The organism is Microbulbifer sp. YPW16, from assembly GCF_021290385.1.
Classification (GTDB): Bacteria; Pseudomonadota; Gammaproteobacteria; order Pseudomonadales; family Cellvibrionaceae; genus Microbulbifer; species Microbulbifer zhoushanensis.
Genome location: NZ_CP089928.1, coordinates 676,175 through 701,263 on the forward strand (window position 1 = coordinate 676,175; position 25,089 = coordinate 701,263).

Sequence of the window (25,089 nt, forward strand, 5' to 3'; positions counted from 1 at the left end):
AGGCATTGCCAACCGGGGCTGGCAGGATCGCCGGCCCCGACACCCAAACCCGCGTCAGCCGATCAATAAGCCTGCTTTGCCGAGTGACCTTCGGGAACCCGGCCTACCCTTTCCCCGCCTCAATGACTCCAGCTGCAGGTGCACAGCACCGGGCAGAATAGGCAGTTCAGCTTTCCCATTCCCCCTTCAGGTTTCCTCCCCGCCAGACCTCGCTATCCAGCCGGCAGGGAGTGCAATGGATCAGGTAGACGGCGTCCGCATGGTGACAAACTCCTCTGCTGCGGTGGGATGAATACCGATGGTCTGGTCGAAGGTCGCCTTGGTAGCCCCGGCCTTCAGGGCCACCGCAATGCCCTGGATGATCTCACCCGCATCCGGGCCGACCATGTGGGCACCCAGAACCCGGTCGGTGCTCGAATCCACAACCAACTTCATCAGGGTTCTCTCATCCCGGCCACTGACCGTGTGACGCATGGGTCTGAACTCCGACTTGAATATGGTTACCTGCAGACCGGAGTCACGGGCTTCCTCTTCCGACAGGCCCACCGTACCGATATTCGGCTGGCAAAAAACCGCCGTGGGGATATTGTTGTAATCGATCTCTGCCGTTTCACCAGTCTGGAAGTGTTTCACCAGGGCCATTGCCTCGGCCAGGGCTACCGGAGTCAACTGGGGCTCTCCAGTCACGTCGCCAAGGGCATATACCGAGCGCACATTGGTGCAAAAATTATCATCCACGGAAATCGTGCCATCGCGGTGCATGACCACTCCCAGTTCACCGAGCCCCAGTTCCGCGGTATTCGGCCGGCGGCCGGTAGCAAAGAGCACCGCATCCACATTCAGCGGCGCACCGTCACCGGAGTGCACCAGCAGGCTGCCATCGTCCTGTTTTTCGATAGACGTGACCTGGTGATTAAAATGCAGGCGAACACCTTTCTTGCCAATCTCACCGCGGGCAAACTCGCGAATCTCGCGGTCAAAGCCCCGCAGGAACAGCTCGCGACGGTAAGAGAGATGCGTCTCCGCACCCAGCCCGGCAAAAATACCGGCAAACTCCACCGCAATATAACCACCGCCAACCACCAGGATGCGCTGGGGAAATGACTGCAGGGAGAAGATCTCATTCGAGGTGATGGCGTATTCCCGACCCGGAATCTCCGGCACGAAGGGCCAGCTGCCGGTTGCCACCAGGATGCGTTCCGCACTGAACTCCTGGTCGCCCACCGCCACCGTGTGTGGCCCGGTCAACCGTGCACGGGCATCAAAGGTCTGCACACCGGAGTTCGCCAGCAGGTTGCGGTAGATACCATTCAGGCGGCCAATTTCCGCCGCATTGTTATCCCGCAGCGTGGCCCAGTCGAATGAGGGCTTCCCGGGTTGCCAGCCGAAGCCAACCGAATCCTCAAAATCCTCGCTGAAGGCGCTGGCGTAGACGAACAGCTTCTTCGGCACACAGCCAACATTCACACAGGTTCCACCCATGTAGCGATCCTCTGCCACCGCCACCCGCATACCTGCCGTAGCCGCCATCCGGGAGGCTCGCACACCACCCGATCCGGCGCCGATGACAAAAAGATCAAAATCATATTCCGACAAAATAAACTCCTGTTACTCCTGAGCCTGGACGCGCGGCCCACCCAGTACGTCCACAAACCGCAAGGCTACCGGGATTACCACTCAACGCCAAAACGAACCAAATTGACTTTTGTTTCTTAATAGCCGTTGACTTTAGCCTCGCTATTCGATACTTATGAGATGTTTATCACAAAAAGAAGCCTGTTAACGACTAGAACAAACTATAGGCAGACAAAATGGACGCTTTATCCTCAAGACCACTGCGGGTTTTCTGGTTTCTCTGCCTGCTACTGTTTACCAGTGCAGCGAGTGCCAAGGAGCACCCCTCTTACCTCACGCCACAATACTGCGATGGCCTGGTGCAACAATTTGTTGACTCGGGTATGCGCAGCCTGGGCAAGTATGTCAATGACCACTTCGACCCAAAGTATCGCGGTGGCATTCGCAATACCATCCACTTTCTCAAGCAACGGTCCAGCTGGATCTCTGAGTGCGACGCCTACCTGCAGGATACCGCCAACGGCAGTGCCTTCTACAACCGCGCGCTCACCGACAACATCCTCAGCGCAATCGATGCACTCGCCCGGGAGCTGCAGCTCGTGCGTGATGGGGTCGAATACTCCGACGAAAATGGCGTGAACAATCCTACGCCCTTTATCAAGGAACGTTACGAGCAACTCGCAGAATACGTCGATGAACACCACACTCGCTTCCTGATGAAGAAGCAATTCCAGTAAGCGACTGCACCCTCCAGGTTACCGGCCATCTGCGCGATGGCCGGGCTCCTCGCCGAGGTACGCCGCCAGTGCCGAGAGCTGCTGACCCAGCACCTGGTCCACGGGAGCGGCAACACGGTCCAGCTGGGCGCTTGCCGCACCCCAGACCCGGTACTCCCAGGTCAGCGTGGCGCCACTGCCCCGGGGCACTATGCGCCAACGCATAAGGCCGCTCACCGGCATGGTCTGCAGCGGGCCCAGCTCCCCCCGCAACCGCACCTCGCGCTCCGGTACGGCATAGATCACCCGCAGGTGCTCGGCCGAAGCCCCACCCCAGCGCTCGCAGAAGCAACCGCCAGCGGCCAGGTCAAAGGAGAAGTTGCCCGCATCCCCGGAATAACTGTGATCACCGCTCCACCACTTCGGCAATGCCGCAAGCCCGGCGAAAACCACATCACTCGATACGCCCAGTTCGACTTCATGGCGAATAACAAATTCGTCACTTTCGCTGTGCAGCACCGCGGCGGTCGGGGCAGCTGAGGCAAATGCCAGCGCCCAGGCAGCCGCTCCATTGCGCAGTCTACTTGGCATTCCCTTGGCTCCTGTTCTTCCCGCTCATCTTTTCAGGTTGTCCCGCGCGCGCAGTTCAGCCTCTCCCAGCTGACGCTGCAGATCATTGGCGCCCGACGCACCGGCCCCCAATACACGCTCTTTGAGGCTGGCGGCAATACGGCGTGTCAGTGCGCCTAGGCGCGGCCGCTGCTTGTCGGAAAACGGGACGGGGCGGCAGGCCTGCAAGGTCGCAAGTCCGATCCTGCCCATAAAGAGGCTCGCCCCCATCCCCTGCCCCAGGCGCGCAGAGACGCTGCTGAGCATGCTGTCGCCAACCAGCTCCGGCCACAGTTCGCTTACCGCGTACTCGCTGGCGCCGCTATAGGCCACCAGTGCCAGCACCTTTTTGAACAGTCGCCAGCGGATGACCATGGAGGGCCGCACTCCGTAGATCTGTGCCACATCGTCGATCATTCGCAGCGACTGTCGCAGGGCCACCAATACATCGAGGGTGGCAAACGGACTCAACCCCACCAGGGCGCCGGTACTGGTGGCGTGGCGGACGATCCTCCGCAGGGCCTCCTGGTCCAGCGCCTGAAGGAAAGTGACCTCCAGGTGCTGCAGCAACTCACTGCTGTCATAGTAGTCCGGCGCCTCGTCCAGCACCCTGGCCAGCAGCACGCCCTGAGGCTTGCCGCCGAAATGCTGCTGGAGCTGGCCACGGAATTTTTCCGCATCCTCGTTACTGCGGCAATCGCGCAGCTCCGCTGCCAGCTCCTGGGTCTCCTGCAGGCGGCGCAGGGGCCTCCCGGCACGGAAGAACTCCCATACGGAAGCAACAATCGTCGCCGCCAGCGATACGATAATGACGCCGGCCAGCACCCCCAGGGTCCAGTGGCGCTCCATCGCCCAGCCAAATAACTGGTGCAGCTCCCAGGCAACTGCCGCTGCGGCAAGGGCCAGCCCCGCAGCCAGTGCCGGCTTCCAGAAGCGCAACCGGAAAAAAGGCACCCTCAACTCGGAAAAAGAAATCCTGTCCGGGAGTGATTCACCGGTGGTAATCGAGCGCGGCAGCTCATCATCTGCATCGCTGATATCCTCAACCCGGGTCGAGGACCGCGAACTCGTCCGCGGCTCGGGCTCGTCCACAGGCTCAATACGGGTCTTGCGGCGGGTCTTGTCCTGCTCACCGTTCATTACAGTCGGTCTCCCAGCAACAGGTTCAATAATGCATCGAGGCGAATATGCGGAATAGTGCCGCCGGAGGCCATTCCAGTCGGTGGCCGCAGTTGCGGCGGTGCGGCTCCGGCATAGTGTTCCCAGTCGTTTACCTCCTCGGGAAGGCGGGCAAGGATCTCTGCATTCTCAAACCCCAGGTGCCGCCCCTGAAGGTCATGCCCGACAAGCATACGGCGGCCATTGCGCTGGCTCTCATTGGAGCAACGCACCGCGGCAATCGCTTCACAGAAAAGGGGCAGGCCCTGGTGCCGGGCCCCGGAGAAAGCCTGCTGCAGTTGCTGCCCCAGCAACTGGCGCAGGGCGTCATGGTCAGCGGCCAGTACCTGGTCCACCTTGGTGGCGGCAAAAACCAGGCGATCCACCCGCGGCCGCCATAACTTGCGCAGCAGGCCTGTACTGCCATAGCGGAAAGTATCGGCGATATGCCCGAACGCGAGGCGCATGTCGTCAAGGGCCTGCTCACCCGCATACAGGGTACCTATCATATCCACCAAGACCAGCTGGCGATCCAGGTGCCGAAACTGCTGCTCGACAAACGGCTGCACCTGCTCTTCCACGTACTGACTGTAATACCGCTCCAGGGTTTTGAAGTTACTGTCATCCGGCAGCGATGACAGGCTCTCCGGCGGGTGGCCGCGGAGATCGAGCATTGGCAACACATTGTGGGACAGCTCATCGGTCAGGGCGCGACCTGGCTGGAGGTAACTGAGGCGGCGTTCACTTCGGCACTCCAGCAGGAACTGCCGGTAGTCCCGCCAGAGGTCCGCAACGCGGGCGGGATCGGCGCGGTCGCGGGGATCCAGCGCTGCCAACTGTGACATCAGGCGCGGCGCCAGCCCCGCACGGGAGTCAGTACCAATCAGGTGGGCCTGGTGACGGCACCAATCCTGGTAGGACATACCCAACAGGGGCAGGTCCATCAGCCACTCGCCCGGGTAATCGCGCAACTCTATCACCAGCGTGCGTGTGGTTTCGCTGCGCAGGCGGCGCCGGTGGCGCAGGTGCACATGCAGCTCCATCGCGGAAACCTCGCGAGTGCTCTCGGGCCAGCGTGGCGGCTGTGACAGCAGCGCATCGAGGCAATGGCGGTAATCAAACACCGGGAGCCCGGAATCCACCGCGGGAAGGATCTCTGCGCCCAGCAGGTCACCGTTGAGCGCAGGCGCAAAGCCCGGCAACTGGGCCCGCTGGGGATGGCTCAGCTGGTAAATCAGGCTGGTCAGGAGGGTGGACTTGCCGGCGCCACTGAGCCCCGTAACGCCCAGGCAGAGACGGCGGTCCAGCAGCCGCTCAGCAGCCCACTGGGACTTCTCCCCGGCCTTCTTCCCCCAGCGGCGGACTTTATCACGCAGCTTTCTGCCTTTTCCTGGCTCCACTTCACTCATGCTACGACCGAGCTCCCTCGCTGTCTCCGCGGCACCAGCGCCCCGGAGAAACTGCTGACCCGGCAAGGATAACAGGTCATGGAAAAACCTGCGTCGCCGCATGAGATCGGCCTGCCGTCATGCTGCAACAATCCATCGTTTTGCCGGCCCCGGATACAAAAAAAGCGCACAGGGCTACTGTGCGCTTGTCTGGGCGGTGACACCCGACGGGATCAGTCCACCAGGGCAATATCCCCGGATCCCATTACCGTGAAGGACTCCTTCGCCGGTCGGCGCAGCACCACGTCACCGGAACCCATGACGGCGCCCTCTGCAGAATCGGACTGAAGGTTGCGCCCCAGGAAATCGCCAGAGCCCATGATGCTGACGGAGAGCGAAGCGACCTTGCCGCCCACTACCATATCGCCGGAGCCCTTGATCTCGGCGCCAAAAGAGTCGCCGATAACACTGTCCAGGCGGATATCGCCAGAGCCCTTGATGGACGCCCTGGCCTCTACTGCGAGGACCGTACCCAGGGTCAGGTCGCCGGAGCCGGTAACCGCGGCCTGCAGGGATTCAGCCGCCACCTTGTTGACCCTGAGCGAGCCGGATCCGGTCACCTCCAGGTCGAGGGTCTCGCTCTCCAGCAGTTCCGCCCGGGCATCGCCCGACCCGGTTACTTCCAGCGACTCGAGTCGTGGCAGCACCACCCGGTAATCGACCCCCTCACTGTCACTGACCGTGACCACACCGAAGAAGCGGCGGTGCTTGTCCCGGACCGACAGTTCCAGGGTATCGCCCCGCACTTCGGCCACGGCCAGCTCGACGACTTCCTTCGACCCGGTGGCGATCACCTCGAAAGTGTCCCCCTGGACCACTTCCAGCTGGGAGTTGCCCTTGAGCTCGATGCGGGTAAACCCGTCCAGCGGGAACTGTTTACTCACGTCCTCAGCATGGGAAGCCAGCGAGACGGCCAGCAGCATTACCAGCGCCAGGCCCCCCAGCGGGCGTTTCAGGAAAGATTTTGCGGCCATTTGATCCTCACAGATACTCAGTTGTCCCCTGTTACCCACTTATGACGCAGCAAACACGGGTTGTGGATGCAGCGCTGGCGAGATTTTTCACGCGAACAAGTGACTCAGGAGTCTATCGCGGCTTCGGCGAAGCCCAGCTCGGTCAATGCACTGCGCACCTTCTTAGCTTCCGCTGCCAGTTCCCCAGCCTCGGCTGGCCGTTGCTTGGAGAAGTCAAAGTCGTCCAGGGCCTCAACCGGAACCAGGTGGATATGGGTGTGGGGAACCTCCAGGCCCGCCACCATCACCCCCACCCGGCGGGGCTGGTACACCGACTTGAGGCCCTTGGCCACTCGCTGGGCCACGTGCATCAGGTGCGCGGACAGATCCTCGGGCACATCATCCCAGTGATTGATCTCCTCGACCGGGATGACCAGGCAATGGCCGGGCTTGATCGGGCTGATGGTCATAATGGCTACCGCCCGCTCATCGCGCCAGATGAAATGTCCCGGCAGGTCGCCATTGATAATCTGGGTAAAAATACTCGCCATAAAACTCCCCTTGCCACTTTATGAATACACGCACCACCGCAATGGTATGCGAATGGAACCGCCCTATCAGTCAGGCCTGACAGTCTACCAGCCTTATGGGATTACGCAGCTTGTTTACTGCCCCTCTCGCTAGATGCGGGGCCAGGTGGTTCTGACTTGCCAGTTCGGCGCCTGGGTCCTTGCACAATTTTGTCATCCCGGTGCCGGCGCGGAACACCCGAAGAACAAGATGACAATCTCGAGGCAGGCCGTTGGCAGCTCCGGGGCGTTCGCGTAGTCTCGCCGCATAAATTGGTTCCGCCGGGCAGGCATCACCCTGGGGACGGGTACCCGCGGGACAACCACAACAGCTATTCCACGACTTCCATACCGGGGGGAACCAATGAGCAATCTGCTGGACCAGATTGGAGGCACCGCTGTACTCCATCGCACCGTCACGGAATTCTACCAGGCACTCGGCCGCCACCTGTCCACCAATGACGCCCGTGATCATTGCAAGCAGCAGGCGCGCCAGGCCCAGTTTATCAGCAATGCCCTAGCCGGCAGTCCCGAGCCCGTTCGGTCGAGCCGCGCCCGCTTTCTCGCTCGCGGGCTCAACGGGCCACTGTTCGAGGCACTGCTGGAATACCTGCAGCCGCGGCTGGTGGAACTCGGCATCCCGCATTCCGTCAGCAGCGACCTGGTGGAGGCAGCCGAGGGCCTCTACGACCACTGCGACGCCCACTTGTCCCTGGCCTGCTGACCCTCCCCCGACCTTCCCCCGGGCAGGCTATGGTTGCGACCGGCCCGGGCGGTCAATACAATACGCCCTTCAAAGCCTTATCTCTCCTTTTTGCATGGCTTCCGCATGCGGTAAGCGCTACTTCATTCACCCACCTTTCTCAGAGACTTTTCATGAAGATTGCCAACCACTCCGTAGTGGAGATGCACTACACCCTGAAAGACGCCGACGGCACCGTTATCGACTCCTCCGAGGGCCGCGAGCCGCTCAAGTTCCTGCAGGGCGTGGGCAACATCATCCCCGGACTGGAAAAAGAGATGCTGGACAAGGCTGCCGGCGACAAATTCACTGCCGTGATCCCGCCCGAAGAGGCCTACGGCCCGCAGAACCCGCAGCTGATCCAGACCCTGCCGCGCAGCGCATTTGGCGGTGTCGACAAGCTGGAAGTGGGCATGGCGTTCCGCGCCCAGAGCACCGAGGGCCAGCCGATCGAAGTCGAAATCATCGAAATCGACGGCGACAACGTCACCATCAATGGCAACCACCCGCTCGCCGGTGTGGAGCTGCACTTCGAGGTTGAAGTGGTTTCCGTACGCGAAGCCACTCCGGAAGAGATCGATCACGGCCACGTGCACTGATCCTTTTCCCGGCGGCCCCCGGGCCGCCGAACTGCCTGCCTTCGTTTTTATTTCCCCTCCGACTACCATTGCCAGCTGACCCTGACACTACCGATGGCCAGCACCTCTATGGCGACCAGCCTTCCCGATCGCATCATCCTTTTTGACAGCCTCTGCAACCTGTGTAATGGCTGGGTGCACTTTGTGCTGGAGCGGGACCGCACAGGGTTATTCACCTTTTGCCGCGCCCAGTCCCCGGCCGGCCAGAAGCTACTTGAGGGGCTGGGCCTACCACTGGATGACTACGAATCCGTGGTTTACCTGGAGCGGGCCAACGGCCAGCACCGGCCCCACTTCAAGAGCGAGGCGGCCCTGCGGGTACTGGGTAAGCTACCGGGCGCAGCGCGGCACCTTCGTTTACTCCGCGCTTTGCCACTTGTGCTCCGGGACGCGGTATACGATATCATCGCGCGCAATCGCTACCGGCTGTTCGGGCGCCGGGATGACTGCCGGCTACCAGCCGCAGCGGAGCAACACCGTTTTCTGGGAACGATCGACGAATGAAACTGAGTGAGCAGTACCAGCAGAGATTTGGCGGGATCGCACGACTTTACGGGGACGCGGCATTGCCCGTGCTGCACAGTGCCCACTGCATTGTGATTGGTGTTGGCGGCGTCGGCAGCTGGACCGCAGAGGCCCTGGCCCGCTCAGGGGTGGGCACAATTACGCTGATCGACCTCGACGACGTTTGCATCACCAATACCAATCGCCAGAGCCACGCCCTGCAAGACACCATCGGCCAGCAGAAGGTGGCAGTACTGGCCGAGCGCCTGCGCCAGGTCAACCCGGAAATCCACGTGCATGAAGAAGAAGATTTCATTGCCCAGGACAACCTGGCAGAGCTGATTGACCCGGACGCCCGGCCTGTCGACGTGGTGATTGACGCAATCGACTCGGCGCGGGTGAAGGCAGCACTCATCGCCTACTGCAAAGCGCGCAAGCTGCGTCTGGTGACCGTGGGTTCCGCCGGTGGCAAACTGGATCCGCGCCGAATCGAATGGGACGATTTGGGACGCACAGTAAACGACCCGATGCTGGCCAAGGTGCGCCAGCACCTGTACCGATTCCACAACTTCCAGAAATCGCGCAAACGGGTGTTCGGCGTGGATGCCATTTATTCCCCGGAGCAGATGGTCTACCCGCAACCCGATGGCCAGGTGTGCGCCCGCAAGAGTGCCATGCAGGACGGGGTGAAACTCGATTGCAGCGGCGGCTTTGGTGCTGCCACCATGGTGACCGGCACTTTTGGCTTCGTCGCCGCCTCGCGCGCTATCGAGCGCCTGCTGCAGAAGAAGCTCAGCCGCTGACCTGTGCGTGAATCCGCTGCAGCAGCGCGTGAAAGCCGTTGCTGCGCGATTCACTCATGTGCCTGGCCAGGCCCAGCTCGGTAAACAGGCCGGACAGGTCCCGGCCGAGAATCTCCCCGGCCTCGCGACCATTTACCTGTGACAATAGCAGGGCTGCCAGGCCCTTGACCACACGGCTGTCGCTGTCAAAGGCAAAATAGTGCCGGCCAGCCTCCTCCCGGTGGACCAGCCACGCATCCGCCTCACAGCCCCGCACCAGGTTTTCCGGCCGGCGGATCTCAGGCTTACCAGAGATCGACTTGCCCCAACGCAGCAGTTCACGGTAGCGATCCTGCCACGAGCGCTGTGCCGCGAGCCGCTCCAGTTGCAGGGCACCCAGCTCGTCGGCGCTCCACCGGGAACCGGCCCCTTCCACACTCACCAGCGACTGGTCCAGCTGCAGGTAGTCCGCGACCGCCAGCAGCAGTGCCTCGATCTCCGCAAACGTATTGTAGGCGGCCACCGAGGCCCGCACTGTAGGCCCGCTGCCCGCCGCCCGCAGCAGAGGCTGGGCACAGTGGGTGCCGACGCGCACAGCGATATCCCGCCCGTCCAGCCAGTGCATCAGGTCGGTGGCCTCGCCGGTTTCCGGTGCGAATGCCGTCACTCCCAGGTTGTGCTGCGGCTGGCTCAGCAGGCGCAGGCCGGGCAGCGCGGCGATCCCCTCGTGCAAGCGCGCCAGCAACGCCTGTTCGTGCGCGGCCATGCCCGGGCGGTCCTGCTGCCCGAGAAACTCAAGCGTTGCGCCCAGGGCGGCGATCCCGGCGAGGGACGAAGTACCCGCCTCAAATCGGTGCGGCAAACCGGCGTAATCACTGTGATACAGGCCCACCCCGGTAATCATCTCCCCACCGCCCTGCCAGGGGGGCATTGCGGCCAGCCATTGCTCGCGCCCGTATATCAGGCCGATTCCGGTGGGACCGTAAAACTTGTGCGCGGAACAGACCAGGAAATCGCAGCCGATCGCCTGCACGTCGAGCGGCTCGTGGGCTGCGAGCTGCGCGGCATCCACCACCCAGCGCAGGTCATATTCCCTCACTTGTTGGCGAATGCGGGTAAAGTCCGGCCGCAGGCCCAGGGCATTGGAGCCACCACTGAGCGAGACGATGCGGGTGCGCGGCCCCAGTACTTCGTGCAGCCGGTCAAACTGGGGCACTCCGGCGGTGTGCGGCACATAGCGCAGGTTCAGCCCATGGCGCTCGGCAGCCATTTGCCACGGCACGATGTTGGCGTGATGCTCGATAGTGGACAGCACTATCTCGTCACCGCGCTGCAGGTCCTGGCAAAGACTGTAGGCCAGCAGGTTCAGGGCCTCGGTGGCGCCACGACAGAAAACCACTTCCCGCGGCGACGCCGCATTGAAAAAGCCTGCAGCCTGCGCCCGCACCCGCTCAACCATCTCGGTTGCCCGGCGGGCCAGCCGGTGACTGGAGCGATGGGTATTGGCATTACTGTGCCGGTAGAAGTCGCCCAGGGCCTCGATTACCACGTCCGGTTTCTGCGTGGTGGCAGCATTATCGAGATAGACCAGGTCGAGATTCTCCGGCTGTGCGAACAGCGGGAACTGGCTGCGGAAATGCTCCGGCGAAAACGTTGGCTGGCTCATAGGGAAAATAATTGCCTGGTATTGCGAAGTGCCTGTACCGCCACTTCTTCTACGGGGACTGCACGCAGGCTTGCCAGTTCGGCGGCAATGTCGGGCAGGAACTCGGGACTGTTGCGTTGGCCCTGGCGCCCGGACAGGGGCATATCCGGTGCATCGCTTTCCAGGAGCAGGGCTTCCAGGGGCACTGCGGCTACTGCCCTGCGGGTCTTGGCCGCACGGGGGTAGGTGATTGTGCCGCCGATGCCCAGGTAAAAACCCAGCTTCCAGTATTCTCGCGCGATTTCTTCACTGCCGCTGAACGCATGGATCACTCCCCCCCGCAACGGGCGGTACTCCTTTAACAGCGCGAGCACATCGGCATGGTAACGATGCACATGGATGATCAGCGGCAGCTGCAGCTCACACGCTGCTCGCAAATGCACCCGGAAGATGTCGCGCTGCAACGCCAGCGGGGTATCGATGGCCCTGTCCAGTCCGCACTCCCCGATCGCCACACAGCGGCTGTTGCGCCCCCAGTGGAGCAGCTGGCCCAGCAGCCACTCCTGCAATTCCTCACCCGGCCCCGGGTGATCCGTCGCCAGCTCTTTCACCCACCAGGGGTGCACACCCACGGCACCATGCCACTCGGGCCGGCGCTGCAGCAGTTCGAACAGGGTGCGCCACTGCGCAATGCTGACCCCGGGAATGACCATCCCCTTGAGGCCAAGCTGGCAGCATCGCTGCCAGACCTCGGACCGGTCGAGCGCGAAATCGTCAAAATCGAAATGGCAATGGCTGTCAATCAGTTCCACGGAGCGCCTGTCAATCCATCGGGTTACCGGGCAATTTTAACACGCAGCGGACAGCCCCGTTGCCGGGCTGCATAACGGGCAGACTGACGGGCCCGCTGCCGTTACAATGTGCTGCCACCAAGCCGGAGACCCCCCTTGCCCGAAGCCCTTTTGCCATTGGCCCTGTTTGTCTTTACCACCAGCATCACACCGGGCCCCAACAACCTGATGATCATGACCTCGGGCCTCAACCACGGTGTCGCGCGCTCATTGCCACACTTCCTGGGTATCTGCCTGGGCTTCCCGGCAATGATCATGGCCATCGGACTCGGCCTGGGCACGCTGTTTACGGAGTTCCCTTTCCTGCACCAGCTGATCCGCTGGGCGGGCATCGCCTACCTGCTGTACCTGGCCTGGGCTATTGGCACCACCCGCGAGGTGAGCAGTGCCGACCAGCGTCCCCCATTCACATTCCTGCAGGCAGCAGCATTCCAGTGGGTCAATCCCAAGGGCTGGGTAATGGCAGTGGGCGCGCTGGCGGCCTTCTCAATCCCCGGTGGCGAAGCGTGGCTCGACGCCAGCAGGGTGGCATTGGCTTTTATCCTCATCGGCGGCCCCTGCATCGTCACCTGGCTGCTGTTCGGGGTGGGCATGCAGCGCCTGCTGTCAAACAGCGATCACCTGCGCCGCTTCAATATCGCCATGGGCCTGCTGTTGGCAGCCAGCGTGATACCAATGGCATTTGAATAACAGGATGCCGGCGGGCACCAAATTCAACTTTTCCTTCCAGAACGGCCCTTGAAAAGCCCCAGACTCGCCTCAGGTTGAGTAGTGACGGCGGCGGTCGGCGTGATCTTCCGCCAGGCCGCGACAATGACAATTTCTGCAACTCAGTGGAGGTAGTCATGGATATGAAGAAGCTCGCACCATGGAACTGGTTCAGGGACGAGGAAGCCTCTGAATCCGCCCACTTAGCCCAGGCCGGCAGGCCCGCCCTGGAGTTCCCGACGGTTGCACGCCTGCAGGACCGGCTGGACCGCATGTTCGAGGAACTGTTCCACCGGTCCTCGAACCCCGACGGGGCCGGTGCGGGGCCGGTCGAGAGCCTGTTGCTAAAACCCAATGTGGACATTGCGGCGACCGAAGACAGGTACCTGATCTCGGTCGAGGTGCCAGGCATCGATGAAAAAGATATCGAAGTCCGCCTCGCCGACAACACCCTGACGATTCGCGGGGAGAAACGCCGCGAGCATAGAAAGAGCGACGACACCAGTTTTTACCGGCTGGAACGCAGTTACGGCGCTTTCCAGCGTGTGCTGTCGCTACCGGAGGACACCGACCGGGATGGCGTGGATGCCCAGTGCCGCAACGGTGTGCTTACCATTACCTTCCCGCGCAAGGCAGAGCCGCGGGACCAGGGCACCGTCATCGATATCCGCACAGCGGCCTGACGACAACTGATTCACGCACAGGGACGCCGCTCCCGAACAATAACCACTATTTCCAGACTGACAGACGGAGGTAATCAATGCGCAGCATGCGATTTATGATTCCAGTGCTGGCCGGGCTGGCAACCATCTCCATGCAGGTCGACGCCAGGACGCCGGAGGTCCTACAGGAGGACGGGGTTCGCTATGTGTCCGGCGGAATCGGTAAACAGGAACGACAGGCCCTGGATGCACTGGGCAACACCCTGGATGAGGAGTTCGATGCCCGGATCCACCTTAGCGCCAATTCCGGGCACTACCTGGGCAGCGCCCGGGTGGAAATCAGGGATTCAAGTGGGCGCACGGTACTGGACACACAAACCGCGGGCCCGCAGCTGCTGGTGGACCTGCCTGCCGGCACTTACACCATCGAGGCCCGCAATGGTGATCGCCCCCAGGGGGCCCGCATTGAGGTGGGGCAGAATGGTGGCATTGAGCCCGTTTACCTCACCTGGGCCATCTGATGCCCCCTGCCCGGGGGCCGGCCTGCTGGCCGGCGCCCGGCGGTCTCACAGCGTCCCCGACGGTACCGCCTTGCCCGCCTCGAGCTCCGAGCGAAAGTTCTTCACCATTTGCCTCATAAACAGGCGAGGCGCCAGGCGATAGAGATAAGCCCCGAGCAATGTCATATCCCGGGGGAACAGGCGCTCCTCCCCTCTGCGGTATGCCGTGACAATTCTTGCTGCCATCCAGTCGGCGCTTCTCACCGCCCCGACAGTGCTTTGCTTGTGCTGGGCCTTACCGCCATCGCCGGACAGCGCATTGCGGTCAATATTGGTGGCGACGAAACTGGGGTAAACCATCAGTACGGAGATTCCCTCCTCGCGCACCTCTTCCCGGAAGGTCTCGAAATACTGGTGCAGGGCACTCTTGGCCGCACAGTAACCGGCACGCCCCAGCACCGGCATCCAGCCAGCCATGGAGCTGATATTCACCACGCAACCGCCCGCGCGACGCAGCTCATGAAGCAGGCCCTGGGCCAGCTCCACCGGCGCATGGTAATCCACCGCCATAACCCTGCGGATAACCGCGTTGTCGGTCTGGCAGGCCAGGCTGCGATGGGTAATCCCGGCATTGTTAACCAGTAAATCTACACGCTCGTAGGCCGATTTCAGCCGCGCTACCAGGCCTGCCACTTCCTGCTCACTGGAGAGGTCAGCAGTCCAGGCCCGGGCCCGGATACCACGTTGCCGCAATTCCGCCACACGGTCCTCGAGTGCGCTGCCGGCCAGGTCCACCAGCGCAAATTCCGTATCCCGGTCACCCGCCAGGGCCTCCACCAGGGCCCACCCCAGCCCCCCGGCAGCGCCGGTGACAACCAATACCCGCCCTTCCGCCACCGAACTCATGCCGAATCCCCAACCGGCTGCCGCACCGGCTCCAACTTGAGCGCCTCACGGGCGAAGAAGTCGAACGCTTCGGCCGAGGTCTTCTGCGGAATGAATCCCAGCTCTTCTTTCAGGCGTCGATTACACAATACCGGTCGGTACTGCAGGAACTTCACCTGCTCTGGCTGCTTGTCGGTCAGGTGCAGCGTATAGCCGGTTCCCAGCAACATCTTGACCAGCCATACCGGCGGTGTGCGCAGTGGCTTGTCCAGGCGCGCGGCAATCTCCCGCGGCGTCAGCGCACCGTCCCCGGCAAGATTGAAAATACCGGAAGCATTGCGATCCACCCCGAACTCGATCGCCCGCACCACGTCCTGGTCCCAGATAAAGACAAACGGGGAGTTGTGCCCGCCCGGATCGAGGATCGCGCTACCGGAAAAGAGCTCGGCAATCTTGCTTTTGGTCGTTGCCCCGATCACGGAGCAGGGGCGGAACACCAGCTGCTTCAGTTGCGGATACTGCTCACGGTAGGCCGCCAGCATCTCCTCCACCAGCCGCTTGTTGTCAGAGTAGCCAAACTCCGGATTACCCCGCAGGGGGTGACGCTCCTCCAGCCACTCCGGGTTGTCAGGATGATAGCCGTACGCCGCCCCGCTGCTGGTCACGGTTACATGCTCCACGCCCGCGGTCAGGCAGGCCCGCAGCACATTTTCGGTCCCCTCGACATCAATCCGGTATTCGGCGGCACGGTCGCGCCCCGCTGCCATCACCGAGGCCAGGTGAACCACGTGGGTTACTGCCTCGGCGCGCATCAGTTCGCCCAGTGCGGCGTCACAGATATCCAACTTGAAAATCGGGAAGGTTGCCGGGCGGGGGTGAATATCCACCCCAACCACCGGCATTTCCCCGGCCAGCCGCTCCCCCAGCTGCTTGCCGATATATCCCGAGGCACCCGTTACCAGTACTTTTTTGCGCGTCATAAAGCTTTTCTTGTCTCTTCGGTTGAGGGGCGCAGCCAGTTCGCACCGCGTCCGGAAAAGTTCCAGTAGCCCGCCAGGGCCAGGCCGCCGACCAGGTGCCAGACACCCCAGAACCCGGCGACCACCAGCATCTCGCCAGCGCCGGGGTAGAAGGTGAAGAGCACGGCCAGGGCGAGGCCGGAATTCTGGATTCCCACCTCCATGGTCACCGCCCGCCGCTCGGCAACCGGCAGCCGCATCACCCGGCCACTGACATTGCCCAGCAGGAATGCAAGCGCGTTGTGGGCCACCACCAGCAGCAATACCGCGCCGGCCACCTGCATCGCGGTTTCCCAGTGCTTGCTGAAAGACACCACCACAAACAGCAGGAACACCAGCAGCGACGTGCTGCGAAAAAACCGCTCACTGCGAACCGCAAAACCGGGGAAACGCGCCCCGACCAGCATTCCCAGCAACATCGGCAATGCCAGCACCAGGACCACCAGTAACACCATACTGCCGGCCGGCAGTGCGATCTCCTCCAGCAGCCCGCGGGTGGCGGGATTGAGCCCGCCATAGAGGGCGAAATTGAGTGGCGTCATTACCACCGCAGCCAGGCTGGACACAGCGGTCATGCTGACTGAAGTTGCCACACTGGCCCGCCCGATCCAGGTCATTACATTGGAGAAGGTGCCGCCGGGACAGCACGACACCAGGATCATCCCCAGCGCCAGTCCGGGGCTGACCTCAAACCACCAGGTCGCCAGACAGGTAATAGCAGGTAGCAGCAGGAATTGGGCGACCAGCCCGGTCACCGGTGCCACCGGACGACGCAACACGGCGACAAAATCTGCCGGCCGCAATCCCAGTGACACCCCGAACATCATGAACGCCAGCACTGTATTCAGGGCGAGCAAAGCACCGGGCGACATCTGGAAGCTTTCCGCTACCTGCAGGGTACCTTCCACTAGACTGCCCCCACGCTCCGCTGGCCACCGGCAGCCACCGGCGCCGGCAGGTCGTGCTGCAGCTGGCGGCGGTGCGTGCGCAGCGCCTTGAGGTAAGTATCCTTGTGCACGTAATAGGCCATGCGCTCCAGCTGCAGGTACTTCATGCCGCCATCAGCACGGGCAGTCGCCCGCTGGCGCTTGATGGCCTGGAAATCAGCGGCGGATCGGGCGCCGTCCGCAAGCTGGCGGATGTAGAGCGCGACCAGCTCCGCCTGTTCGTTGCGCCCCTCCCAGCCAAGCCCGGCCGCTTCCACCATTCCCATCAGGAACAGGTTGTCGTACTCCGGGTGGAACGCGTTCAGGTACAGGCTTGGCGCCATGCCCTGCCAGTTGAGGTGCTCGCGATCGATAAACGGGTAATGCAGCTTGTAACCCGTTGCCAGCACGATCATGTCGTACTCGGCACTGTGGCCATCGGCAAAGGTGACGGTGTTGCCTTTGATACTGGCAATATCCCCCCGCGGGTGCACGTCGCCGTGGCCGATATGGTGCAGTATGAGGGAGTTGATGACCGGGTGGGACTCAAACATCTTGTAGTCCGGTTCCGGCAACCCGTACTGGCTCGGCCGACCCAGCATCAGGCGGGCCAGGGCTGCACTGATGCGCTGCTGTACGAAGCGCGGCAGGCGGATCTTGCCGCCCACGGCATCAGTGGGTTTGCCGCCGATAAACTTGGGCAGGAAGTAGTAACCACGGCGCAGGCTGATATCCACAGTGCGCGCCCGGTGCGCCGCATCCACAGCGATATCCGCACCACTGTTGCCACAGCCCACCAGCAGTACCCGTTTGCCATCAAACACGGCCGGGTCGCGATAATCACAGGAGTGAATCAGCTCGCCATCGAATTCCCCGGGGAGCTGCGGCATGTTCGGGTGATGCAGGGTGCCGTTGGCAATCAACAGGCCGCCAAAGGCACGGGTCTGCTCCTCACCGTGACAGCGGGTGGTAATCAGCCAGTCGTCCCCATCGCGCTCGCAGCGCACCACTTCCGTGTTGAACTCGTAACAGTCATACAGCCCGAACTCCCGCGCATAGGCCCGGAAGTACGCCCGCAGCTCACTGTGATGGGGGAAGTCAGCTACCCGTTCGTCCATCGGGAACTCGGCGAACTCGGTCATTTTTTTCGACGAGATCAGGTGTGCAGATTCGTACATGGTGCTGGTCGGGCTGTCGATATCCCACAGGCCGCCAACATCGGAGTGAATCTCAAAACCGATACAGGGAATTCCCTGTTTGCGCAGGTTGCGCACTGTGCACAGCCCCATGGGGCCGGCGCCAATCACCGCGTAGGGTTTCATTGTTATTGTCACCTCTGTTCAGTTGGCTCCGGGCATCTTCCCGGCACGTCACCGCAATATACAGTGACAACCCTTCGGGTGTTCGTCATAATCGGGCCATAACTGGTGATTTACGGACAAGCAGTATGTTACCCAGAGATTCAAGAAGTGTCACATTAAACTATTCACGCGCGCTTGCCTCGGCCCTCAATAGCATGGGCAAGCCCCTGCCTTTCGATGCCAGGAACATTCTGGCCGATATTGACCAGCAGGAACGGGTCCCGATGGAGCGCCAGGAGCAACTCTGGCAGTGCCTTGCGGACAGCCACTCCGACCCCCTGCTGGGGATCCGGCTGGGCCAGGCGATCCAGGCCAGCCAGCTGGGACTGGTGGGATACCTGCTGATGACCCAGGAAAACCTGGGCGAAGCCGTCGACCAGCTGTTGCAGTACCACCCCCTGGTCGGCGAGGGAGGACAGTTCGAGTTGCGCCGGGGAGCACAGCATGTCGACCTGTGCTACCTGCCCAACTACGTCTGCTGCGCACAATTGCGCGTGGAGACGGTGCTGGCCGCGTGCCTGACCCAGATTCGCGAGATGACCGGGGGACAATTGCGCGCCCACAGCCTGCAGCTGGCCTACCCTGCCCCCTCACTGGCCATCCAACACCAGTACCAGGCGGCGCTACAGACTCCCGTTCACTTCGGCGCCCCGGTATCGGCCATCCGGCTGCGGCCAGAGGATCTCCGCACCCGACTGGTAGCCGCCGATCACCAGGTGATGAACCGCCTGAAGCCGGAGGCCGATGCGCTGCTCAAGTCCCTGAACAACAAGAGCCTGCACCTGCGCGTGGCCCACCTGCTGCAGCAGGAACCGCAACTCACCCGGGAGCAGGTAGCCAGCCGCCTGTGCATGAGTCCCCGCCACCTGGGCCGCAAGCTGACCGCGGAAGACGCCAGCTTCAGGGCGATACAGGACGAGGTGCGCAGCCACTACGCGCGCCGCTGGTTGACCGAGGGGAAAAGGAATAATTCGGAAATCGCCGCAGCCCTGGGCTACTGCGATGAGAGTGCCTTCGGCAAGGCATTCCGGCGCTGGACCGGGGCCTCGCCAAAAGCCTGGCGCATGACGGGCCAACGGGAACAGGAACCGGCCTGAACAGCAGCCACGCAGGGATTGCAGAGGGTCACCGGCCCGTGAATAACTTCCATCCCGGGGCCCACCCCCCGGACGCCAGTAACCCGGGGCACCAAGCGCCTGCCGGCATCCCACAGTCGCGCCGAACGCGGGCAAGCCATACCCGGCAGGGCCCGGCCTGGACGGTCATCCAACGGGGATTACAGGCCGGGCCGGCAACAGAACCTGTTGAGCAGCTGGCGGGAGAACGGGATGAAAGGGAGAAGCCGATCGCCCAGATGGGCGTAGCGATCGCAGGAGCCGGGACCAGTCGCGGCGCAGCTTTTATCCTGCTGTGGGAATGACCCGGAAGTACCGCACTGGCACAACCGGGCCGGGGGCAGGGGCCGGCGCGGCCCCATCACCTCAGAGTGCGGCAGTGCGCTCAGCCCGGGCGGCCCGCAGTGCGGCGAGATCCTCTACCCAGACGATATCCTTGACCGCCACCTGCTGACCGGTCGCGGAAGACAGGGTTGCGCCCAGCTGCTCGAGGTTGTCGGCATCGGCGGAAACCTTGTTGACCGGCATCTTCAGCCAGACCTGGCCCTGCTGGTCCACAACTTTTTCCGCGCCTTCGACGTCGGCTGCGCTCACGTGACGATCCACCGCTGAGCTGCTGCCTGCGGGCAGGTAAATGGCGCCGGTGGCGAAATCCACGGCGAAGGCCACCACGCCCGGCAGAATACCGAACAACAGGGCTGCACCGTCCAGGATCACCACGGTGGGATCAACCCGGCCACCGCTCTGGCCCTTGCGCTCGGGGTACAGGAAGTAACCGCAGGCGGTCAGGTTCATCATCATTACCAGCAGGCAGCTGGCGGCGATACCGCGCTTGGCAGTTCTATTCATGGTCTCTCTCTCGTATTTGTCAGAGTCAGAAAGTCGGCCGCATAGCTTACCCAATTGGGACAGCCGCCGGAAGTGGCGCACTCTACCACCTGTGTGCGACATGTCGCAAAGCGGCCATTAACTGCTCGAGCCCCGCCAGCCGCTCTGCTTAAATGGACCAACACAATAAAAATGAGGAATCAGCCATGTTGCGTAGACTCGCCCTCGGCACCCTGGTCATAAGTGCCCTGCTCACCTCTGCCTGCACCGCGCCCGGCCAGACACGGGATGACCGCCGGCAACATATCGATCGCACCGAGCGTGAGGTACTGACCGAGCTTTACCGGCTGCAGCCGGACCTGCGCGGTGAAGTGGCGGCTGCGCCGGGCTACGCAGTCTTCAGCAACGTCAACGTCAACCTGCTGCTGGCGAGCGCCTCGACCGGTTACGGGGTGGCCGTCGATAATCGCAATCGCCAGCGGACCTACATGAAGATGGGCGAGGTGGGTGTCGGGCTGGGCTTTGGCGTCAAAGACTTCCGTGCCCTGTTTGTCTTCGACTCCCCGGAGGTGATGCAGCGCTTTGTGGAGAGCGGCTGGTCTTTTGGCGGCCACGCCGATGCCGCCGCCAAGGCCCAGGATAAAGGCGCCGCAGTGAGCCGCGAGGTCGTGGTCGATGGCATGCGTGTCTACCAGCTCACCGAGAGTGGTATCGCCCTGCAGGCCACCCTGAAGGGAACCAAGTTCTGGAAAGACCCGGAATTGAACTATGACTAAACAAAATGGTCACAAGTTAACCAATCTGACGCCAATGTGTACAGAGGACGCCCCCCGCACCCCCGCACTGCCTAAACTTTAGACAGCACCTGACGCGGAATGTAAGGGAGCAGTACAAAATTTCTGATGTGCGGGATCGCGCGCTAGTGGCAAGCCGGGACAGTCAGCGGTCGTCCCGACCACCACCGGGAATTTGAAGGGAGCAGTAGTCGCTCAGGTGCCGCCAGGGATGGCAGGGGCACGGTCTCGAACTGAGGTCGTGCCCTTTTATTTTACTCGCCCGGTACGCCCCTCGCGCGCCGGCAAAACAACTTCTCCCCTCCTCGGTAATAAATCGACGCCCGCCCTGTTATCCTTGCCGCGCACATCAGGATTGGAGCTCAATATCCATGCATATCAGCAGCGCTTTCGACAGCGGCAATATCGAAGTCATCAACAGCGACAGCCGGCCGGTTGAACTGGCGATCCGTCGCGACAACAACTCCGATTTCTATCAATGGTTCCACTTTCGCCTGGAGGGCAAGGTGGGCGAGTCTCTGCCTTTCCGCATCGTGAATGCCGGCAAGGCCGCCTATCCCGAAGGCTGGGAAAACTACCGCGTATGCGCTTCCTACGACCGGCAGGACTGGTTCCGGATTCCCGCGGAATACGACGGCAACACCCTCGATTTCACCGTGGAGCTGGACCGACCGGCGATCTACCTGGCTTACTTCGCCCCCTTCTCCTGGGAGCGCCACCTGGACCTGCTGGCCTGGGCCCAGTGCCACGACCAGGTGACGCTGGAGACCCTGGGTCAAACCCTGGACGGGCGCGACATGTCCCTGCTTACCATCGGTGATGCGGACAATGCCAAAAACCGGGTATGGATGATCGCGCGCCAGCACCCCGGCGAAACCATGGCGGAGTGGTTTGTCGAGGGCTTCCTGGAGGCACTGCTGGACGACGCCAACCCCTCGGCACGCACACTGCTGGAGGACACTGTTTTCCACGTGGTGCCCAACATGAACCCGGATGGCAGTGTACGTGGCCACCTGCGAACCAATGCGGCCGGCGCCAACCTGAATCGCGAGTGGCAGGACCCGAGCATGGAGCGCAGCCCGGAAGTGTTCCTGGTGCGGGAGAAGATGCTCGAGGTTGGAGGTGATATCTTCCTCGACATTCACGGGGACGAGGCCCTGCCCTTCAACTTTGTCGCCGCCTGTGAGGGCGTCCCTGGCTATGACGAGCGGCATGCGCAGCTGGAAGAGACATTCAAGCGCGCCTTCGTGGCCGCCAGCCCCGACTTCCAGACCGAGCGGGGTTACGACCTGGACAAGCCGGGTAAGGCCAACATGACCGTGGGCACCAACTGGTGCGGGCACCAGTTCCGCACCCTGGCACTGACCCTGGAAATGCCGTTCAAGGACAACGACAACCTCCCCGACCCGATCGAGGGCTGGTCCCCGGCCCGCTGCCAGCAACTGGCCCGCGATATCCTGTTCCCGATCCGCGAGACTCTCAAGACCATCAGGTCTGCCTGAGTCACGCCCCCTCCTCCGACCGCCCTCCCCGGGCAGCCGCGACCGGTATCAACGGAAGCGGCTCCCGCCGGAGGGCGTGATGGAACAAAAATCCCTGCGGATGCCGCCTTTTTCAGCACAGAATCTCTCGGCTGGCGCCGCTTATTTTGTTAATTTAAACCGTCCAGAATAAGACTCACAGGAAACAACCATGCACAAACCAACCCCCTGGCACCGCCTGGGCCTCGCCGTGGCTGTGACCACCGCCCTGGCCGCGTGCGGCAAGGATACCCCGGCCAGCGAACAGGCGGCCGCACCCGATGCCGCCACCCCGAAAAAGGTCGAGCAGGCCAGTGCGTCCACACCCTCGCTCAGCGAAGCCGGCCTGGCACAGGTGGACGCGATCGCAGCGGACCTGCACAAGCACGTCTCGGTACTGTCCTCCGACAAGTTCCAGGGCCGCGCACCTGCCACCGAGGGCGAAGAACTCACAGTGAATTACCTCGCCGAGCAGTTTGCCGCAGCCGGCCTGGAGCCGGGCGCCGTCGATGCGGAAGGCCAGCCCAGCTGGTTCCAGCAGGTACCGGTGGTGGAAATGCAGATCGACACCACCCCGCTGACCATCGAAGGCAATGATTTCAGCAAGTCACTGCAGCCCCTGTCCGACATGGTGGCCTTTACCCAGCGCCAGACTGACAGTGCCGCGCTCGAGAATAGTGAGCTGGTGTTTGTGGGCTACGGCATCGTCGCCCCGGAAAACGACTGGAACGACTACGCCGGGCTCGACATGACCGGCAAAACCGCCGTGATCCTGGTCAATGACCCGGGCTACGCCACCCAGGATGAGGCCCTCTTCAACGGCAACGCCATGACCTACTACGGCCGCTGGAGCTACAAGTTTGAAGAGGCGGCCCGCCAGGGCGCCGATGGCGCGATCATCATTCACGAGACTGGCGCTGCCGGATACCCCTGGGAAGTAGTCAGTGGCAGCTGGTCGGGCGCCCAGATCAGCCTGGCTGCAGAAGACAAAAACCGCGATCGCGTGGCGGTGGAAGCCTGGATGACCGGCGACGCGGCGCAGGACGTTTTCCAGGCCGCCGGCCTCGACCTGGCCGAGGAAATGGCAGTGGCCAAGACCCGGGGCTTCAAGCCCAAGGCCCTGAACCTGAACGCCAGCGTCAAACTGGAAAACGAGCTGCGCACCTCTGACTCCCGCAACGTCGTGGCCAAGCTGCCGGGCAGCAAGTACCCGGATGAGGCGGTAATCTATACCGCACACTGGGATCACCTGGGCGTGAACAAGAACGCTGCCGGTGAAGACCATATCTTCAACGGTGCGGTCGACAACGCCACCGGCACCGCCGGCCTGCTGGCAATGGCGCGCCAGCTCTCCGAGCAACAGGCAAAGCCGGAGCGCTCCATGCTCTTCGTAGCAGTAACCGCAGAGGAGTCCGGCCTGCTGGGTTCCAAGTACTACGCAGCCAACCCGGTGGTACCGCTTGAGCAGACCGTAGCCGGTATCAACTTCGATGCCATGGGCGTACTGGGGCCGATGCGTGATGTGATTGTCGTGGGTTACGGCAACAGCGAGCTGGAACAGCAGCTGGAGAAAGCGGCGGAACAACAGGGCCGCTACCTGGCACCGGAAGACCACCCGGAGCGCGGCTACTTCTATCGCTCGGATCACTTCAGCCTGGCCAAGAAAGGCGTACCGATGCTGTACTTTGACTCCGGTACCGACAGCTTCGAGCACGGTCGCGAGTGGGCACAGGAGAAGGGTGAGGAATATACTGCCCACGCCTACCACAAGCCCGGCGACGAGTACGATCCCGAGTGGAACCTCAAAGGTGCTGCCATGGACCTGCGACTGGGCCTGGAACTTGGCCTGGAGCTGGCCAATAGCCGCGACTGGCCGAACTGGTATGAGGGCAACGAATTCCGCGCAATTCGCGATGCCAGCAGCGCCAGCCGCCAGTAACGCCAGCGCCTGAGCAGAAAAAGAGAGCCCGGCATATGCCGGGCTTTTTTGTTTGTGCCGCCGATCTCAGCCTTTCCTTGCCACCAGCCAGTAGGTCACACCGAGGGCCGCCACCGCCGCGGAAATCGCCAGAATCTGTTCCGGGCCGACATCGGCGAGATCCAGCACGATTACCTTCCGGGCAATTGCCATCAATGCTGTCGCAACTACCAGCTGGATGGGAAGCACATTGGAGCCCAGGTACAGGCGGATATTGATAAAGATCTCGATCGCGATCAGGACCAACATCACTGTACCGAATACATCGAACAGGTCCCTGTAGTTCAGCAGCCACACCGGCTCCGTGCTCAGGCGTTGGTAGAGGACGTAAATCACATCCGCCACTGACCACAGGATTACCAGTGACATCAGCACTGCCAGCAATCGCACGGAACTGCGGATAACCACATGCAGAGCACGGATCAGCGGGTCGTCGTGTTCCGCTGGCAGCTCCTGGTGGACCAGTCGATTGCGATCCTCGCCCTCTTCCATCCCCAAAACCCCAATAGCCCTGTCGAACCACAGTTATAGTTCATCAGGGAAAACAGCAACCGGGAGCATGGGGATATCGACTAATCCGCCCGGCAGGCCATCGCTGCCCGC

At 62.3% G+C, this 25,089-nt stretch carries 26 protein-coding genes; 12 read left to right on the plus strand and 14 right to left on the minus strand.

Annotated elements, in window-relative coordinates; all coding sequences use genetic code 11:
- Nucleotides 1-240: 240 nt before the first annotated feature.
- Complete coding sequence (gene gorA, locus LVE68_RS02955) at nt 241-1,596, minus strand: glutathione-disulfide reductase (protein ID WP_232942902.1); 1,356 nt, start codon at nt 1,594-1,596, stop codon at nt 241-243.
- A gap of 215 nt (nt 1,597-1,811) precedes the next feature.
- Here gorA and LVE68_RS02960 point away from each other — a divergent pair, with 215 nt between their 5' ends.
- Entirely contained in the window at nt 1,812-2,312 is a 501-nt protein-coding gene (locus LVE68_RS02960) for a hypothetical protein (protein WP_232942903.1), read from the plus strand.
- Nucleotides 2,313-2,330: 18 nt separating this feature from the next.
- Here LVE68_RS02960 and LVE68_RS02965 read toward each other — a convergent pair whose 3' ends face one another.
- The 5 genes from LVE68_RS02965 to LVE68_RS02985 form a co-directional block, all read right to left on the minus strand.
- Complete coding sequence (locus LVE68_RS02965) at nt 2,331-2,882, minus strand: hypothetical protein (protein ID WP_232942904.1); 552 nt, start codon at nt 2,880-2,882, stop codon at nt 2,331-2,333.
- A 24-nt stretch (nt 2,883-2,906) separates the two neighbouring features.
- A complete protein-coding gene (locus LVE68_RS02970) occupies nt 2,907-4,040 on the minus strand; it encodes a TIGR01620 family protein (protein ID WP_232942905.1) in 1,134 nt (377 codons plus the stop codon).
- Nucleotides 4,040-5,467 (minus strand): YcjX family protein, encoded by a 1,428-nt coding sequence (locus LVE68_RS02975; RefSeq protein WP_232942906.1) that lies wholly within the window; start codon nt 5,465-5,467, stop codon nt 4,040-4,042. The genes LVE68_RS02970 and LVE68_RS02975 overlap by 1 nt, the downstream gene beginning before the upstream one ends.
- A gap of 212 nt (nt 5,468-5,679) precedes the next feature.
- Complete coding sequence (locus LVE68_RS02980; protein ID WP_232942907.1) at nt 5,680-6,480, minus strand: GIN domain-containing protein; 801 nt, start codon at nt 6,478-6,480, stop codon at nt 5,680-5,682.
- A 104-nt stretch (nt 6,481-6,584) separates the two neighbouring features.
- Nucleotides 6,585-7,010: an HIT family protein gene (locus LVE68_RS02985; protein WP_232942908.1), complete on the minus strand. Its 426-nt coding sequence runs from the start codon at nt 7,008-7,010 to the stop codon at nt 6,585-6,587.
- A 382-nt stretch (nt 7,011-7,392) separates the two neighbouring features.
- Here LVE68_RS02985 and LVE68_RS02990 point away from each other — a divergent pair, with 382 nt between their 5' ends.
- The 4 genes from LVE68_RS02990 to tcdA all read left to right on the plus strand — a co-directional run bounded on the left by LVE68_RS02990 (nt 7,393) and on the right by tcdA (nt 9,715).
- Nucleotides 7,393-7,752, plus strand: coding sequence for a hypothetical protein (locus LVE68_RS02990; RefSeq protein ID WP_232942909.1), 360 nt, complete (start codon nt 7,393-7,395; stop codon nt 7,750-7,752).
- 152 nt (nt 7,753-7,904) lie between these two features.
- A complete protein-coding gene (locus LVE68_RS02995; protein WP_232942910.1) occupies nt 7,905-8,369 on the plus strand; it encodes an FKBP-type peptidyl-prolyl cis-trans isomerase in 465 nt (154 codons plus the stop codon).
- Nucleotides 8,370-8,462: 93 nt separating this feature from the next.
- On the plus strand, nt 8,463-8,912 hold the full coding sequence (locus tag LVE68_RS03000; RefSeq protein WP_232942911.1) for a thiol-disulfide oxidoreductase DCC family protein: 450 nt from the start codon (nt 8,463-8,465) through the stop codon (nt 8,910-8,912).
- Entirely contained in the window at nt 8,909-9,715 is an 807-nt protein-coding gene (tcdA, locus tag LVE68_RS03005; protein WP_232942912.1) for a tRNA cyclic N6-threonylcarbamoyladenosine(37) synthase TcdA, read from the plus strand. Before LVE68_RS03000 ends, tcdA begins: the two co-directional genes overlap by 4 nt.
- Here the strand turns inward: tcdA and LVE68_RS03010 are convergent.
- Together LVE68_RS03010 and LVE68_RS03015 are read right to left on the minus strand one after the other, a co-directional pair.
- Nucleotides 9,705-11,360 carry an aminotransferase class V-fold PLP-dependent enzyme gene (locus tag LVE68_RS03010; RefSeq protein ID WP_232942913.1) on the minus strand — a complete coding sequence of 552 codons (1,656 nt, stop codon included), beginning with the start codon at nt 11,358-11,360 and terminating at the stop codon, nt 9,705-9,707. The genes tcdA and LVE68_RS03010 overlap by 11 nt on opposite strands.
- Nucleotides 11,357-12,151 (minus strand): TatD family hydrolase, encoded by a 795-nt coding sequence (locus tag LVE68_RS03015; protein ID WP_232942914.1) that lies wholly within the window; start codon nt 12,149-12,151, stop codon nt 11,357-11,359. Before LVE68_RS03015 ends, LVE68_RS03010 begins: the two co-directional genes overlap by 4 nt.
- 135 nt (nt 12,152-12,286) lie before the next feature.
- Between LVE68_RS03015 and LVE68_RS03020 the strand changes: the two genes are divergently transcribed.
- From LVE68_RS03020 to LVE68_RS03030, 3 genes are all read left to right on the plus strand, one after another.
- Nucleotides 12,287-12,880, plus strand: coding sequence for a LysE family translocator (locus tag LVE68_RS03020; protein WP_232942915.1), 594 nt, complete (start codon nt 12,287-12,289; stop codon nt 12,878-12,880).
- A 155-nt stretch (nt 12,881-13,035) separates the two neighbouring features.
- Nucleotides 13,036-13,581 carry an Hsp20/alpha crystallin family protein gene (locus LVE68_RS03025; protein ID WP_232942916.1) on the plus strand — a complete coding sequence of 182 codons (546 nt, stop codon included), beginning with the start codon at nt 13,036-13,038 and terminating at the stop codon, nt 13,579-13,581.
- A gap of 77 nt (nt 13,582-13,658) precedes the next feature.
- On the plus strand, nt 13,659-14,081 hold the full coding sequence (locus LVE68_RS03030; protein ID WP_232942917.1) for a hypothetical protein: 423 nt from the start codon (nt 13,659-13,661) through the stop codon (nt 14,079-14,081).
- A gap of 45 nt (nt 14,082-14,126) precedes the next feature.
- On the opposite strand, the gene LVE68_RS03035 is transcribed toward LVE68_RS03030, so the two are convergent.
- From LVE68_RS03035 to LVE68_RS03050, 4 genes are read right to left on the minus strand one after another with little or no spacing between them, the layout of a single operon-like run.
- Complete coding sequence (locus tag LVE68_RS03035) at nt 14,127-14,966, minus strand: SDR family NAD(P)-dependent oxidoreductase (protein WP_232942918.1); 840 nt, start codon at nt 14,964-14,966, stop codon at nt 14,127-14,129.
- Nucleotides 14,963-15,925 (minus strand): SDR family oxidoreductase, encoded by a 963-nt coding sequence (locus LVE68_RS03040; protein ID WP_232942919.1) that lies wholly within the window; start codon nt 15,923-15,925, stop codon nt 14,963-14,965. The genes LVE68_RS03035 and LVE68_RS03040 overlap by 4 nt, the downstream gene beginning before the upstream one ends.
- Entirely contained in the window at nt 15,922-16,872 is a 951-nt protein-coding gene (locus LVE68_RS03045) for a bile acid:sodium symporter family protein (RefSeq protein ID WP_232942920.1), read from the minus strand. Before LVE68_RS03045 ends, LVE68_RS03040 begins: the two co-directional genes overlap by 4 nt.
- Complete coding sequence (locus LVE68_RS03050) at nt 16,872-18,212, minus strand: flavin-containing monooxygenase (protein ID WP_232942921.1); 1,341 nt, start codon at nt 18,210-18,212, stop codon at nt 16,872-16,874. The genes LVE68_RS03045 and LVE68_RS03050 overlap by 1 nt, the downstream gene beginning before the upstream one ends.
- A 125-nt stretch (nt 18,213-18,337) precedes the next feature.
- Between LVE68_RS03050 and LVE68_RS03055 the strand changes: the two genes are divergently transcribed.
- Nucleotides 18,338-19,348, plus strand: coding sequence for an AraC family transcriptional regulator (locus LVE68_RS03055; RefSeq protein ID WP_232942922.1), 1,011 nt, complete (start codon nt 18,338-18,340; stop codon nt 19,346-19,348).
- A 384-nt stretch (nt 19,349-19,732) separates the two neighbouring features.
- Here the strand turns inward: LVE68_RS03055 and LVE68_RS03060 are convergent, their stop codons facing one another.
- Nucleotides 19,733-20,215, minus strand: coding sequence for a hypothetical protein (locus tag LVE68_RS03060; protein WP_232942923.1), 483 nt, complete (start codon nt 20,213-20,215; stop codon nt 19,733-19,735).
- 185 nt (nt 20,216-20,400) lie between these two features.
- Here LVE68_RS03060 and LVE68_RS03065 point away from each other — a divergent pair, with 185 nt between their 5' ends.
- The 3 genes from LVE68_RS03065 (at nt 20,401) to LVE68_RS03075 (ending at nt 24,447) form a co-directional block, all read left to right on the plus strand.
- Nucleotides 20,401-20,970 carry a YSC84-related protein gene (locus LVE68_RS03065; RefSeq protein ID WP_232942924.1) on the plus strand — a complete coding sequence of 190 codons (570 nt, stop codon included), beginning with the start codon at nt 20,401-20,403 and terminating at the stop codon, nt 20,968-20,970.
- Between the two features lie 389 nt (nt 20,971-21,359).
- Nucleotides 21,360-22,490 (plus strand): M14 family metallopeptidase, encoded by a 1,131-nt coding sequence (locus tag LVE68_RS03070; RefSeq protein WP_232942925.1) that lies wholly within the window; start codon nt 21,360-21,362, stop codon nt 22,488-22,490.
- A gap of 190 nt (nt 22,491-22,680) precedes the next feature.
- Entirely contained in the window at nt 22,681-24,447 is a 1,767-nt protein-coding gene (locus LVE68_RS03075) for a M28 family metallopeptidase (protein ID WP_232942926.1), read from the plus strand.
- 66 nt (nt 24,448-24,513) lie between these two features.
- On the opposite strand, the gene LVE68_RS03080 is transcribed toward LVE68_RS03075, so the two are convergent.
- On the minus strand, nt 24,514-24,978 hold the full coding sequence (locus LVE68_RS03080; protein ID WP_232942927.1) for a phosphate-starvation-inducible PsiE family protein: 465 nt from the start codon (nt 24,976-24,978) through the stop codon (nt 24,514-24,516).
- Nucleotides 24,979-25,089: the final 111 nt, after the last annotated feature.

Coding starts and splice junctions, on each gene's coding strand:
- LVE68_RS03040 (WP_232942919.1), bottom strand. CDS start 15,925: ATGACGCGCAAAAAAGTACTGGTAACGGGTGCCTCGGGATATATCGGC.
- LVE68_RS02965 (WP_232942904.1), bottom strand. CDS start 2,882: ATGCCAAGTAGACTGCGCAATGGAGCGGCTGCCTGGGCGCTGGCATTT.
- LVE68_RS03030 (WP_232942917.1), top strand. CDS start 13,659: ATGCGCAGCATGCGATTTATGATTCCAGTGCTGGCCGGGCTGGCAACC.
- LVE68_RS03075 (WP_232942926.1), top strand. CDS start 22,681: ATGCACAAACCAACCCCCTGGCACCGCCTGGGCCTCGCCGTGGCTGTG.
- LVE68_RS02980 (WP_232942907.1), bottom strand. CDS start 6,480: ATGGCCGCAAAATCTTTCCTGAAACGCCCGCTGGGGGGCCTGGCGCTG.
- LVE68_RS03025 (WP_232942916.1), top strand. CDS start 13,036: ATGGATATGAAGAAGCTCGCACCATGGAACTGGTTCAGGGACGAGGAA.
- LVE68_RS02985 (WP_232942908.1), bottom strand. CDS start 7,010: ATGGCGAGTATTTTTACCCAGATTATCAATGGCGACCTGCCGGGACAT.
- LVE68_RS03010 (WP_232942913.1), bottom strand. CDS start 11,360: ATGAGCCAGCCAACGTTTTCGCCGGAGCATTTCCGCAGCCAGTTCCCG.
- LVE68_RS03055 (WP_232942922.1), top strand. CDS start 18,338: ATGTTACCCAGAGATTCAAGAAGTGTCACATTAAACTATTCACGCGCG.
- LVE68_RS02975 (WP_232942906.1), bottom strand. CDS start 5,467: ATGAGTGAAGTGGAGCCAGGAAAAGGCAGAAAGCTGCGTGATAAAGTC.
- LVE68_RS02990 (WP_232942909.1), top strand. CDS start 7,393: ATGAGCAATCTGCTGGACCAGATTGGAGGCACCGCTGTACTCCATCGC.
- tcdA (WP_232942912.1), top strand. CDS start 8,909: ATGAAACTGAGTGAGCAGTACCAGCAGAGATTTGGCGGGATCGCACGA.
- LVE68_RS03000 (WP_232942911.1), top strand. CDS start 8,463: ATGGCCAGCACCTCTATGGCGACCAGCCTTCCCGATCGCATCATCCTT.
- LVE68_RS02960 (WP_232942903.1), top strand. CDS start 1,812: ATGGACGCTTTATCCTCAAGACCACTGCGGGTTTTCTGGTTTCTCTGC.
- LVE68_RS02970 (WP_232942905.1), bottom strand. CDS start 4,040: ATGAACGGTGAGCAGGACAAGACCCGCCGCAAGACCCGTATTGAGCCT.
- LVE68_RS03080 (WP_232942927.1), bottom strand. CDS start 24,978: ATGGAAGAGGGCGAGGATCGCAATCGACTGGTCCACCAGGAGCTGCCA.
- LVE68_RS03060 (WP_232942923.1), bottom strand. CDS start 20,215: ATGAATAGAACTGCCAAGCGCGGTATCGCCGCCAGCTGCCTGCTGGTA.
- LVE68_RS03035 (WP_232942918.1), bottom strand. CDS start 14,966: ATGAGTTCGGTGGCGGAAGGGCGGGTATTGGTTGTCACCGGCGCTGCC.
- LVE68_RS02995 (WP_232942910.1), top strand. CDS start 7,905: ATGAAGATTGCCAACCACTCCGTAGTGGAGATGCACTACACCCTGAAA.
- LVE68_RS03070 (WP_232942925.1), top strand. CDS start 21,360: ATGCATATCAGCAGCGCTTTCGACAGCGGCAATATCGAAGTCATCAAC.
- LVE68_RS03065 (WP_232942924.1), top strand. CDS start 20,401: ATGTTGCGTAGACTCGCCCTCGGCACCCTGGTCATAAGTGCCCTGCTC.
- LVE68_RS03050 (WP_232942921.1), bottom strand. CDS start 18,212: ATGAAACCCTACGCGGTGATTGGCGCCGGCCCCATGGGGCTGTGCACA.